This window comes from Pseudoxanthomonas kalamensis DSM 18571 (genome assembly GCF_010211745.1).
In the GTDB taxonomy this organism is placed as follows: domain Bacteria; phylum Pseudomonadota; class Gammaproteobacteria; order Xanthomonadales; family Xanthomonadaceae; genus Pseudoxanthomonas_A; species Pseudoxanthomonas_A kalamensis.
This window is the reverse complement of sequence record NZ_PDWQ01000003.1, coordinates 168,430-181,117: the sequence shown is the minus strand read 5'-3', so window position 1 is coordinate 181,117 and position 12,688 is coordinate 168,430. Positions and strand designations below refer to the sequence as shown.

Sequence of the window (12,688 nt, the reverse complement as noted above, 5' to 3'; positions counted from 1 at the left end):
CGCGAAGCACCACGAAAAAGGGCGCCCTTCCGGCGCCCTTTTTCTTGTGGAAGACCCTCCAGCGGACTTACACCCGGCTGGCGATCGCCTTGGCGAAGCTCATCGTGCTGCCTTCACCGCCGAGGTCGGGGGTCAGGTTGTCCTTGGCTTCCAGGGTGGCGACGATCGCCTTGCGCAGGCGCTCGGCGTTCTCCGGCTGGCCGATGTGGTCAAGCATCTGCGCCGCGCCCAGCAGCAGGGCGCAGGGGTTGGCGATGCCCTTGCCGGCGATGTCCGGGGCCGAGCCGTGCACGGCTTCGAAGATCGCCGCGTCCTTGCCGATATTGGCACCCGGCGCCAGCCCCAGGCCGCCGACCAGGCCGGCGCACAGGTCGGAGATGATGTCGCCGAACAGGTTGGTGGTGACGATGACGTCGAACTGCTCCGGGCGCATCACCAGCTGCATGCAGGTGTTGTCGACGATCATCTCGTTGCACTGGATGTCCGGATACTCGGCCGCCACCTCGCGCGCCACCTTCAGGAACAGGCCCGAGGTGCTCTTCAGGATGTTGGCCTTGTGCACCACGGTGATCTTCTTGCGTCCGGTCTTGCGAGCCAGCTCGAAGGCGTAGCGGACGATCCGCTCGGAGCCCTTGCGGGTGACCTTCTGGGTCAGGGTGGCGATCTCGCCGTCGGCCGACACCGCCTGGCCCTCGCCGATGTAGGCGCCCTCGGTGTTCTCGCGCACGGTGATCAGATCCACCCCGCTGGGGAAGCGCGACTTGGTGTTGGGGAACGACTTGGCCGGGCGCACGTTGGCGTACAGGTCGAAATGGCGGCGCAAGGCCACGTTGATCGAGCTGAAGCCCTCGCCGACCGGCGTGGTCAGCGGGCTCTTCAGCGCGATCTTGTTCTTGTGGATCGAATCCAGCGTGACCTGCGGCAGCAGTTCGCCGTGCTTTTCGAGCGCCACCTGGCCGGCGTCGGCCTCCTCGTAGGCCAGACCGGCGCCGAGGGCATCCAGCACGTGCAGGGTGGCGTCCATGATCTCGGGGCCGATGCCATCGCCGCGGATGACGGTAATCGTCTGGGTCATTGTGAGGGTTCCAGGCTGGGGGCGCGTCCGTGCAACGGCGCGCGTGGGGAAGTTTCCCCTGCAATTATGCCGCGACGGGCGCCGACATCACAGGCCTGGATGCGCAAACACGCGCCGGATGCAGCCGGATTTCCACCATGGTCTAAGCCGTTCGCTCAATCGCCATGGTTGTGCCCGACGGGCGGCTCCGCCGCCCCGGACTCCAGCCGGTCGAGGAAATCCACCGCCCTCCGCAGGTGCGGAATGACGATCGAACCGCCCACCACCAGCCCGACCGAGAACGCTTCGAAGAACTCCTCGCGACCGACCCCGGCCTGCCGACACTGGGCGACGTGGTAGGCGATGCAGTCGTCGCAGCGCAATACCAGCGAAGCCACCAGGCCCAGCAGCTCCTTGGTCTTCACGTCCAGCGCGCCGGCCTGGTAGGTCTGGGTGTCGAGGGCGAAGAAGCGCCGCACCACCTGGTTGGGTTGTTCGAGGATGCGCTGGTTCATGCGCTGGCGGAATTCGGTGAATTCGCGCAATCGATCATCGTCGCCGGATGTGCTCATCGGTTCGAATCAGCTGCCGAGCAGCGGTTCGAACTTGCCGGCGCGATGCAGCGCCATCATGTCGTCGTAGCCGCCGACATGGACGTCGCCGACGAAGATCTGCGGCACGCTGGTCCGCCGCGCGGTCGCGACCATCTTTTCGCGCTCGACCGGATCGAGGTCGATGCGCACCTCGGTCCAGGCCAGCCCCTTGCTTTTCAGGAAGTTCTTGGCCGCCACGCAGTACGGACAGACGGCGGTGGTGTACAGGGTGATGGTCGGGGTTGCGGTATCGGTCACGACAGCCTCTGCGATGGGATCCTGATTGGCCATATGGTGGCACGTTGGCCGTTCCACAGCCCGGACAGCGGAACAGTGTGGACCAGCCCCCCCCCACCTGCCGGCAAAGCCGTGGCATCCGGCCAATGCCGCCCGGGGCACGCTTAACCGCATGTTCACCCGAAACGGCGCGCAAACCGGCATTCTGCCATTCACGATCCTTGCGGAGTCCGATTTGCGCCTTGCACTGTCCACCGCCCTGCTGACGTTCGCCCTCGCGGCACCACTGGCGCTCGCGCAGGAGGCCAAGCTGCCCGACATCGGCTCCTCGGCCGGGGAACTGCTGACCCCGGCAAAGCAGGCCGAATACGGCGCGATGATGCTGCGCGAACTGCGCAACTACGGCTACCTGCTGGACGATCCGCTGATCGACAACTGGCTGAACACGGTCGGCGATCAACTGGCCGCCGACAGCGACAAGCCCGAACAGCCGTTCACTTTCTTCATGCTGAAGGACCGACAGATCAACGCCTTCGCCACCCTCGGCGGCTATATCGCGATGAACGCCGGCCTGGTGCTGACCGCCGAGGAAGAGGACGAAGTGGCCGCCGTGCTGTCGCACGAGATCGCCCACGTCACCCAGCAACACGTGCTGCGCGGGGCCGAACGTGCACAGCGCGACCAGTTGCCGATCCTGCTGGGCATGCTGGCGGCGATCGTCGCCGCCCAGGCCGCCGGCGGCAATTCAACCGGCGATGCCACCATGGCCGCCATCAGTTCCGGCATGGGCCTGATGCAGCAGGCCCAGATCAACTACACCCGTTCCAACGAGGCCGAAGCCGACCGCATCGGCATCCATACCCTGGCCCGCGCCGGCTACGACGTCGACGCCATGGCCGGCTTCTTCGGGCGCATGTCGCAGGCCCTGCGGGCCAACAGCAGCAGCGGACGCGAACGCACTCCGGACTACCTGCAGACCCACCCGGTCACCACCACCCGCATCAGCGAAGCGCATCAGCGTGCCGAGCAGATCCGGCGCAGCGAGGAAGGCAATATCCGCGTCACCACGACTACTCCGGAAGCCAGCAGCAGCCAGCAGATCCCGCGCAAGCCGGACTACTCCCAGGGTGGCGGCGGGACCAGCAATCCACTGTTGCCGCTGTCGATCCGGCTGCCGGTCGATGCGTCCGTCGGCAAGGGCAATACCGGCCAGTTCGCCTGGGCCAAGGAACGCCTGCGCGTGCTCAGCGCCACTTCGCCGGACATCGCCCTGCGCGAATACCGGAGCCTGCGCGACAACAGTGGTCGCAGCCTGTCGCCGGCCGAACGCTACGGCGTCGCCCTGGCCCATCTGCAGGGCAATTCGCCGGCCCAGGCGGCGGCCGAACTGCAACCTCTGCTGGCTGCCGACCCGGACAATCTCTGGCTGGCGCTGGCGCTGGGCCAGGCCGAATCGCGCAGCGGGCGCAGCGCTGCCGCCAACCGTCGCTTCGCCGAACTCCTGCAACACCATCCCGACAACCGCGCCATTGCACTGACCTACGCCGATGCACTGAACCAGCAAGGCACCCGGGAAGCCGGCCAGCAGGCGCAGGCGGTACTGCGCCCGTTGCTGTCCAGCGCCGCCGGTGACCCGGTGTTCCAGCGCGCCTTCGCCCGCGCCAACGAACTGGCCGGCGATGCCATCCGCGCCGGCGAGGCCTATGCCGAAACCGCCTACCTGAACGGGCGCGCCGAGCAAGCACTGATCCAGTTGCAAAACCTGAAGAAACGCGACGATCTGGATTACTACGCCCGCGCCCGCATCGACGCCCGCATCGCCGCCATCACCCCCGAAGTGCTGGAATTGCGCCGGCAGGGCATTCGCGACCCCGATCTTGAGCGGCGCTGAAACAAACCAGCCCAGCCCATCCCTGATTCGCGCGTCATCTTTTTGTCACAAAACTGTCGTCTAATGGCCCGAGTCCCGCCCATCGAGCCTGCGGCCGACATGCAGAAGCACATCCTGATCGTCGACGACGAACCCGCGATCCGCGACATGGTCGCCTTTGCCCTGCGCAAGGGCGAATTCGAGCCGGTCCACGCCGGCGACGCCCGCGAGGCGCAGAGCGCGATCGCCGACCGGGTCCCCGACCTGATCCTGCTGGACTGGATGCTGCCCGGCGCCAGCGGCCTGGAACTGGCCCGGCGCTGGCGCAAGGACGCGCTGACTCGCGACGTGCCGATCATCATGCTGACCGCACGCGGCGAAGAAAACGACCGGGTCGGCGGCCTGGAAGCCGGCGTCGACGACTACGTGGTCAAGCCGTTCTCGGCCCGCGAACTGCTGGCGCGCATCCGCGCGGTGATGCGCCGCGCCCGCGACGACGACGAGGACGGCAGCATCGCGGTCGGCGCGCTACGGATCGACGGCGCCGCCCACCGGGTGTTCGCCGGCGACACCCCGGTGCCGATCGGCCCGACCGAATACCGCCTGCTGCACTTCTTCATGACCCATCCGGAGCGGGTCTACAGCCGCACCCAGCTGCTCGACCACGTCTGGGGCGGCAGCGTCTATGTCGAGGAGCGCACCGTGGACGTGCATATCCGCCGCCTGCGCAAGACCCTGGAACCGCATGGCGTGGCCGACATGGTGCAAACGGTGCGCGGCTCGGGCTACCGCTTCTCGGCCTCGGTATAGCGCCGACCAGGACGCCACGACCGGCCTGCACGGCGCGCGCCGGAACGTCCGGCCTGCGACCATCTGCCACAATCCCCGCATGCCCAAGCACATCCGCTCCGCCTGGATCAGGACCCTCGGCCAACTGGCCGCGGTGCTGGTTGTGGCGTTGCTGCTGGGCTGGGCGATCGGCTATCCGTGGCTGGTGGTCACCGTGGTCGCGCTGGCGGTGGTCGCCTGGCACTACTGGCGCCTGCGCAAGCTGCTGCTGCGGCTGACCGCGCGCCAGCGCTTCGAGCCCGCCCACGGCGAAGGCGTGTGGAACGAACTCGACCGCCTGCTGTACCGCAGCCAGGACGAGATGCGAAGCCGCAAGCGCCGCCTGCTGGACATCCTGCGCGCCTACCGCGCCGCCGCCGCCGCCCTGCCCGACGCGGTGGTGGTGCTGGAACGCAACACCCAGCGCGTGGTCTGGTTCAACAAGGCCGCCAGCAAGCTGCTCGGGCTGCGCTACCCGGCCGACCAGGGCGAGCCGCTGGGCGAAAAGCTGCAACCGCTGCCGATGGCGCACTGGCTGGCCGCCGGCCGCAACGCCGAACCGATCCTGGACGCACCCTCGCCGGTCGATTCCAATACCCGTCTCAACCTGCGCCTGATCCCGTATTCGGACGAATACTGGCTGCTGGTCGCCCGCGATGTCAGCAAGCTGCTGCGGCTGGAACAGGTGCGCCGCGACTTCGTCGCCAATGTCTCGCACGAACTGCGCACGCCGCTGACCGTGGTTCACGGCTACCTAGACATGCTCGACCCGGACGACACTCCGGAATGGAAGCCGATGCTGGTCGAGATGCAGAAGCAGTCGCAGCGCATGACCCAGTTGGTCGAAGACCTGCTGACCCTGTCGCGACTGGAAGCGCAGGACACCCTGCCGGACGAAAACGTGTCGATGGCGCCGATGCTGGCGACGCTGCGCCGCGAAGCCGAGGCGCTGAGCCAGAACCACCACCGCATCGTGGTCGAGGATACTGCCGGCGTCGACCTGTGGGGCTCCAACAAGGAACTGCACAGTGCCTTCTCCAACCTGGTCAGCAACGCGGTGCGCTACACCCCCGCCGACGGCACCATCACCATCGCCTTCGCCGGTGAGGAAGGCGGCGGCGCGGTCCTGTCCGTCCGCGACACCGGCTACGGTATCCCCGAGGCGCACCTGCCGCGGATCACCGAACGCTTCTATCGCGTCTCCACCAGCCGCTCGCGCGAAAGCGGCGGCACCGGCCTCGGCCTGTCGATCGTCAAGCACGTGCTCAACCTGCATCAGGCGCGGCTGGAAATCGAGAGCGAGGTCGGCCAAGGCAGCGTGTTTTCCATACACTTCACTCGCGAACGCGTGCATCCGCGCGACGACGAAACGCCGGCCGCGACGCCGGACGCCCTGACCGCATGAGCCTGCCCCGATCCACATTGCCGGAAATCCCGGTTCCCAACGGCGCCGACCCGCTGCGCGACCCCGCGCTGTACCTGAATCGCGAGTTGTCGCAGCTGAACTTCAATTTCCGCGTGTTGGCGCAGGCCATGGACGCGCAGGTGCCGCTGCTGGAGCGGCTGCGTTTCCTGTGCATTTCCTGCACCAACCTCGACGAGTTCTTCGAAATCCGCGCCGCCACCGTGCGCCATGCGCTGGATTTCGGCCTGCCACCGGGACCGGACGGGCTCAGCCCGGCCACCATCCTCTCGCTGATCCACGACCGCGCCGCCGAGCTGGTCGATGCGCAGTACCAGTGCTGGAACCAGGTGCTGCGGCCGGCACTGGCCGAGGCCGGCGTGCGCATTCTCGGCACTGCGCAATGGAACGCGCGACAGACACGCTGGCTGCGCGCGTACTTCCGCGACGAGATCATGCCGGTGTTGTCGCCGCTGGGGCTGGACCCCTCGCATCCGTTCCCGAAGATTCTCAACAAGTCGCTGAACGTGGTGGTGGTGCTGAAGGGCAAGGATGCGTTCGGCCGATCCGGGCACCTGGCGGTGGTGCGCGCGCCGCGCTCGCTGCCGCGGACCATCCACCTGCCGCAGCGCGTGTCCGGTGGCGAGCACGATTTCGTGCTGCTGTCCTCGGTACTGTCGTGCTTCGTCCACGAACTGTTCCCCGGCATGGAGGTCAAGGGCGCGTACCAGTTCCGGGTCACCCGCAACTCCGAGCTGGTGATGGACGAGGAAGAGGTCGACAACCTGGCGCTGGCGCTGCGCGACGAGCTGGCCGGACGCGGCTACCGCCCGGCGGTGCGTCTGGAGATCGCCAGGGATTGCCCGAACGCCATCGTCCGCACCCTGCTGCAGAATTTCGAGCTGACCGAGAACGCGGTCTATCGCATCGACGGCCCGGTCAACCTCAATCGCGTCACCCAGGTTTACGACCTGGTGCAGCGCCCGGAACTGAAATATCCGGCGTTCACTCCGCGCACGCTGAACGACAGCGAGAGCATCTTCGACCGCATCGACGAAAGCGACGTCCTGCTGCACCATCCGTTCGACGCCTTCACCCCGGTACTGGAACTGCTGCGCCAGGCCGCGGTCGACCCCAACGTGCTGGCGATCAAGCAGACCCTGTACCGTACCGGCAAGGATTCGCCGCTGGTCGAAGCACTGGTGCTGGCCGCGCGCAACGGCAAGGACGTCACCGTAGTGGTGGAACTGCTGGCGCGCTTCGACGAGGATGCCAACCTCGGCGTGGCCGACCGCCTGCAGGAGGCCGGCGCGCAGGTCGTGTACGGCGTGGTCGGCTACAAGACCCATGGAAAAATGCTGCTGATCGTGCGCCGGGTCGGGCGCAAGCTGCGCCGCTACGTGCACCTGGGCACCGGCAACTATCACAGTGGCACCGCGCGCGCCTATACCGACCTGGGCCTGATCACCGCCAACCCCGAGATCGGCAGCGACGTCCACCTGCTATTCCAGCAGCTCTCGGGGATGTCCTCCGGCACCCGGCTCAAGCGCCTGCTGCAGTCGCCGTTCACCCTGCACGCCGGCCTGCTGAAGAAGATTGAGCGCGAAGCCAGGCTCGCCAAGGCCGGGCGTCCGGCGCGGATCATCGCCAAGATCAATGCGCTGAACGAGCCGCGGGTGGTGCGTGCGCTGTACGCGGCCTCGCAGGCCGGGGTGCAGATCGACCTGATCGTACGCGGCGCCTGTACGTTGCGCCCGGGCATCGCCAGCGTGTCCGACAATATCCGCGTGCGCAGCATCGTCGGCCGTTTCCTCGAGCACAGCCGCGTGTACTGGTTCGGCAACGACGGCAACCCGGAAACCTATTGCGCCAGCGCCGACTGGCTTGAGCGCAACCTGCTGCGCCGGGTTGAGGTCTGTTTCCCGATCCTCGACCCGCAACTGGCCGAGCGTGTGTACCGTGAAGCGCTGCAGAACTACCTGGACGACAACTGCAACGCCTGGCAGCTGGATGCGGACGGCAACTACCGCTCTCTCGTTCCGGCCGATGGCCAGGCGCCGCACTCGGCGCAGATGGCACTGCTCGCGCAGCTCTAGCGCATCCGACGGATAGGCGAACCCCGGCATCACGAGTAAGATGCGCGCATGCCGCTGACCACCAATGCCGCGACCAGCCTGCAGGATGGCGAACACCTAGCCGCCATCGACATCGGTTCCAACAGTTTCCACATGGTGGTCGCCCGCTACACACTGGGCCAGCTACGGGTGGTCGACCGCCTGCGCGAAACCGTGCGCATGGCCGACGGCCTGGACGGCAAGGGCGGACTGGCATCGAAGGCGCAGAAGCGCGCGCTGGAATGCCTAGCCCGCTTCGGTCAGCGCATCCGCGACTTTCCGACCGCGCATGTGCGCGCCCTGGCCACCAACACCGTGCGCCAGCTGCGCGACCCGCAAGGCTTCCTGCAACCGGCCGAGGCCGCATTGGGCAAACCGATCGAAGTCGTCTCCGGACGCGAGGAAGCGCGTCTGATCTACCTCGGCGTCGCCCATGCGCAACCGCCCCGGCCCGGCCAGTTGCGGCTGGTCATCGACATCGGCGGCGGTTCCACCGAATTCATCATCGGCCGCGGCTTCGAGCAGATCGAACGCGAAAGCCTGCAGGCCGGCTGCATTGCCAGCACCCGCCGCTTCTTCCCCGACGGCAAGCTGTCGAAGAAGCGCTGGAAGGACGGTCTGGACGAAATCGGCGCCGAGTTCCAGCAGTTCGCCCAGCAGTACCGCGCACTCGGCTGGCAGGAGGCCATCGGCTCGTCCGGCACCCACAAGGCCATCGGCGAAATCTGCGCGGCGATGAAGCTGACCAAGGGCGCCATCACCATCGAGGCGTTGCCGCAACTGCGCGACCGCCTGCTGCAGGCCAACCACATCAACCGCATCGACCTGCCCGGCCTGTCCAACGACCGCAAGCCGATCATCGCCGGCGGCGTGCTGGTGCTGGAAGCCGCATTCAACGCACTGGGGCTGCAGCGATTGATGGTCAGCAAGGCGGCGATGCGCGAGGGCATCCTGTACGACATGCTCGGCCGCGGCAGCGACAAGGACCCGCGCGACACCTCGGTCGCCTCGCTGACCCAGCGCTACGGCATCGACGAGATCCAGGCCGCGCGGGTCGAAGCCACCGCCATGCGCCTGTTCGAGCAGGTCGAGCACGTCTGGCAATTGAACGACGACGACGCCCGTCAGCTGATCTGGGCGGCACGGCTGCACGAGATCGGCCTAGTCATCGCACACAGCCAGTACCACGTGCATGGCGCCTACATGCTGGAGAACTCCGACATCGCCGGCTTCTCGCGACAGGAGCAGCAGGTGCTGGCCGCGCTGGTGCGCACCCACCGCCGCAGCGTGCCGAAGGGCGCGTTCGAGGCCCTGCCCGACCGCCTGCTGCTCAGCGCCCGTCGCAAGTCAGCGTTGCTGCGCCTGGCGGTGCTGCTGCACCGTTCGCATGAAGGCGACCCGATCCCGAAGCTGGACCTGACTGCCGACGGCGACAGCTTGGGCCTGGTGGTCTCGAAGAAATGGGTCGAAGGCCGTCCGCTGCTGCGCGCCGACCTGCTCGGCGAACCCGAGGACATAGCCGGGCTGGGCATCGCCTTCGGCACCTTCGTCGATTGATTCGCGGACCCGACCGCACCATGCGCACCTACCGCATCCCCGGCATCGATCTCGAGGTTTCCCGGATCGCGCTGGGCTGCATGACCCTGAGCCGCGTCGGCAATACCGGCGATCCTGCGGAAGCCGAAGTGGCCGAGGCGCGCGCCCTGATCGATGCCGCGCTGGCGCAGGGCATCAACCTGTTCGACCATGCCGACATCTACGCCAACGGACGCTCGGAACAGCTGTTCGGCGCGGTCTTGCGGCAATCGCCCGACCTGCGCGATCGGATCGTCCTGCAATCCAAATGCGGCATCCGCTTCGCCGGCGACCCCAATCCCGACAGTCCGGGGCGCTACGATTTCAGCCGCAGCCACATCGTGTCCTCGGTGGAGGGCAGCCTGCACCGGCTGGGCACCGACCACCTCGACCTGCTGTTGCTGCACCGTCCCGATCCATTGCTGGAACCGGCCGAGGTCGCGGCCGCCTTCGACCAGTTGCAACGCGACGGCAAAGTGCTGCATTTCGGCGTCAGCAACCACACCGGTACGCAGATTTCACTGCTTCGGAAACACCTCGACCAACCTCTTGTCGTCAACCAGGTCGAGTTGAGCCTGCCCCATCACGCCTTGATCGACGAAGGCGTCGTCTTCAACCGGCAGACAAACCGCGGCACGGCGAACGTCGCCGGCACGCTGGACTACTGTCGCGAACACGGCATCCTGCTGCAGGCATGGTCGCCGCTGGCCGGCGGCCGCCTGGGCCGTCCGGCAACGGACACCGATGCGAGCCTGTTGTCGGCTCGTGAAGAGGTGCAGAGACAAGCACTCGCCCACGGCTGCACCGCCGAAGCCATTCTGCTTGCCTGGCTGCTGCGGCACCCGGCCGGCATCCAGCCGATCGTCGGCACCACGCGACCGCAGCGCCTGGCCGATGGCTGCGTGGCCGATCGCATCGAACTGGGTCGCGAAGACTGGTACCGGTTGTACATCGCCGCACGCGGCGCGGCGCTGCCATGAATGCGGTGCCAGGGCCGTTACCCGCAAACAGCCGGCATTCAAGCATGGCCTGCCAGCATGGTGGCCCGTCCCACAGGCTCGCCACCGCCATGAACTTCCGTTATGCGCTTCTCGCCGGCCTGCTGGTCTCGGTTCCGGCCGCCGCACAGCAGCCTGCGCCGCCGGAGACGCCGGTCGCCACGGACAAACTTGACCTGAGCCTGCCCGAACCGACGACTACCTACGGCAACGATCCGCCCGGCACCTGGTATGGCGACACTTCGGGCGAGCCGGCCGCCGGCGAATCGGCAATGCCCTCGCAGTCGCTGTGCCCGACCTCGCCCGACGGCGAGGAGAATGCGGTCACCGGCAGCGTCGCCGCCGGCATCGGCCATTCCGCCTTCGGCACCAGCACCTATACCGCCGCCAGACTGAACTACTGCAAGGAGTACGCCAGCGACGAGGGCAAGCCGCGCTCGGTCAACGTCAGCATCAGCGTGGGGCAGTCCAATGGCGCGGACGGCTGGCGGGCCGCGCCGCCACCGGGCAGACGGCGGCGGCCCTGATCCGGGCTTTGTAGGGTGAATTGAAAGCCGGACGACGGCGGGCCGAGGCCCGCCCTACGGCTTCGACTCGGCGCCGAGCCGGCTCATCAGGATCGCCGCGCGCTTGGCCTGACGACGGATACTGTCCAGGTCGGCGGTTTCCCGCGGCGAATGCCCGCCGGTTCCGGACATGCCCAATCCGATCAACCCATCCACATCGGCGGCGACGAAGGCGATATCGCCGGCGCCACGCTTCAGCGGGTCCAGCTCCGGCATCGGCGCCAGGCCCAGGTCGGCGTTGACCTCGTTCAACCGACCCAGCAGGGCACGGTTGCCCTCGGTCGGTGCCATCGGCGGATACGGATCGTCGAACACGATCTCGGCTTCGGTCTGCGGCAGATGCGCGGCCACGATCTGCCGCATCTTCGCCTTCACCCGCTCGGTCTGCTCCTGGCTCAGGGTACGGAAATCGCCCATGGCGATGGCCAGCGGGGGAATGATGTTGGTCTTGCCGGCCACCGTCATGCGCACGCCGTCGTCATCGACCTCGACACCCTGACCGCCGCCGAGCAGGCCGACGTTGAAGGTCAGGTTCGGCTCCGGCAACTGCTCGCGGAACGCGGCGATGATCCGCGCCAGCTCGAACACCGCGCCGTCGCCAGCTCCCTTCGAGAATATCCCGGAGCTGTGGCCCGAACGCCCGGTCGCCGTCAGCGTCCACACGTTGGACGAACGCCGCGCGATCGAACCCATGTCCTGGCCGTTTTGTACCGACAGCCCTTCGAAGTCCAGTGCCGCATCGGCACGCCGGCCGGCGGCGACCAGATCGGCACGTGCCTGATCCTGCGGGTCGCCGGCATCCTCTTCGTCGCCGGTCAGCACCACATCCACATTCGTGTTCTGCAACGTGCCCGCCGCGTGCATCGCCCGCAACGCAGCCAGCATGATCGTCACCCCGCCCTTGTCGTCCTCGACGCCGGGGCCGGTGGCGTACTGGCCGTCGCGCACGAAGGTCTGGAACGGCGAATCCGGCTCGAACACCGTGTCCAGGTGGCCGATCAACAGCAGGCGCTTGCCGCCCGGCGTGCCGGCATGGGTGGCGATCAGGTGGCCGGCGCGCTGGGTGTGCATCATCGGCTTCCATTCCACTTCGAAACCCAGTTGCTCGAATTCCGGCCGCAGCAGGTCGGCGACCGCCTTCACCCCGGCCAGGTTCAGCGAACCGCTGTTCTGGTTGACCAGGGTCTCCAGCAGCGAAACCGATCGCTCGTATTCGGCCTCGACGGTGTCGACCATGACCTTTTCCTGCGGCGACAGCGCGGCGAACGCCGGCGATGCCACGGCCAGCAGGCCCAGCAATGGAATCGAAAGACGGAAACGCATCGGAACTCCTTGCATGGAATCGGACTGTCATCCGGGATGGTACGGGGATTCGCAGGGGCTTGCCCGAAGGACGGGGCCCGGGCCCGCGTCATCCCGCGGTCATCCGCTTGACATGCCCGCTTCACGCA

At 67.3% G+C, this 12,688-nt stretch carries 11 protein-coding genes; 7 read left to right on the top strand and 4 right to left on the bottom strand.

Annotated elements, in window-relative coordinates:
- Window positions 1-67: 67 nt before the first annotated feature.
- The 3 genes from CSC70_RS07175 to grxC all read right to left on the bottom strand — a co-directional run bounded on the left by CSC70_RS07175 (window position 68) and on the right by grxC (window position 1,938).
- Window positions 68-1,075 (bottom strand): isocitrate dehydrogenase, encoded by a 1,008-nt coding sequence (locus CSC70_RS07175; RefSeq protein WP_162455994.1) that lies wholly within the window; start codon window positions 1,073-1,075, stop codon window positions 68-70.
- Window positions 1,076-1,230: 155 nt separating this feature from the next.
- Window positions 1,231-1,626, bottom strand: coding sequence for a carboxymuconolactone decarboxylase family protein (locus tag CSC70_RS07170; RefSeq protein WP_162455993.1), 396 nt, complete (start codon window positions 1,624-1,626; stop codon window positions 1,231-1,233).
- Between the two features lie 9 nt (window positions 1,627-1,635).
- The gene (gene grxC, locus CSC70_RS07165; protein ID WP_162455992.1) at window positions 1,636-1,938 is read right to left on the bottom strand and encodes a glutaredoxin 3; all 303 of its coding nucleotides are present in this window, start codon (window positions 1,936-1,938) and stop codon (window positions 1,636-1,638) included.
- A gap of 181 nt (window positions 1,939-2,119) precedes the next feature.
- Here grxC and CSC70_RS07160 point away from each other — a divergent pair, with 181 nt between their 5' ends.
- The 7 genes from CSC70_RS07160 to CSC70_RS07130 all read left to right on the top strand — a co-directional run bounded on the left by CSC70_RS07160 (window position 2,120) and on the right by CSC70_RS07130 (window position 11,198).
- Window positions 2,120-3,775 carry a M48 family metalloprotease gene (locus tag CSC70_RS07160; RefSeq protein ID WP_246189348.1) on the top strand — a complete coding sequence of 552 codons (1,656 nt, stop codon included), beginning with the start codon at window positions 2,120-2,122 and terminating at the stop codon, window positions 3,773-3,775.
- Window positions 3,776-3,874: 99 nt separating this feature from the next.
- A complete protein-coding gene (phoB, locus tag CSC70_RS07155; RefSeq protein WP_162455990.1) occupies window positions 3,875-4,564 on the top strand; it encodes a phosphate regulon transcriptional regulator PhoB in 690 nt (229 codons plus the stop codon).
- Between the two features lie 79 nt (window positions 4,565-4,643).
- Window positions 4,644-5,987: a phosphate regulon sensor histidine kinase PhoR gene (phoR, locus tag CSC70_RS07150; RefSeq protein WP_162455989.1), complete on the top strand. Its 1,344-nt coding sequence runs from the start codon at window positions 4,644-4,646 to the stop codon at window positions 5,985-5,987.
- Window positions 5,984-8,080 (top strand): polyphosphate kinase 1, encoded by a 2,097-nt coding sequence (gene ppk1, locus CSC70_RS07145; protein ID WP_162455988.1) that lies wholly within the window; start codon window positions 5,984-5,986, stop codon window positions 8,078-8,080. The genes phoR and ppk1 overlap by 4 nt, the downstream gene beginning before the upstream one ends.
- Before the next feature lie 48 nt (window positions 8,081-8,128).
- On the top strand, window positions 8,129-9,655 hold the full coding sequence (gene ppx / locus CSC70_RS07140; RefSeq protein ID WP_162455987.1) for an exopolyphosphatase: 1,527 nt from the start codon (window positions 8,129-8,131) through the stop codon (window positions 9,653-9,655).
- A 20-nt stretch (window positions 9,656-9,675) separates the two neighbouring features.
- Entirely contained in the window at window positions 9,676-10,653 is a 978-nt protein-coding gene (locus CSC70_RS07135; RefSeq protein WP_162455986.1) for an aldo/keto reductase, read from the top strand.
- Between the two features lie 89 nt (window positions 10,654-10,742).
- On the top strand, window positions 10,743-11,198 hold the full coding sequence (locus CSC70_RS07130) for a hypothetical protein (protein ID WP_162455985.1): 456 nt from the start codon (window positions 10,743-10,745) through the stop codon (window positions 11,196-11,198).
- A 54-nt stretch (window positions 11,199-11,252) separates the two neighbouring features.
- Here CSC70_RS07130 and CSC70_RS07125 read toward each other — a convergent pair whose 3' ends face one another.
- On the bottom strand, window positions 11,253-12,560 hold the full coding sequence (locus CSC70_RS07125; protein WP_162455984.1) for a M20/M25/M40 family metallo-hydrolase: 1,308 nt from the start codon (window positions 12,558-12,560) through the stop codon (window positions 11,253-11,255).
- Window positions 12,561-12,688: the final 128 nt, after the last annotated feature.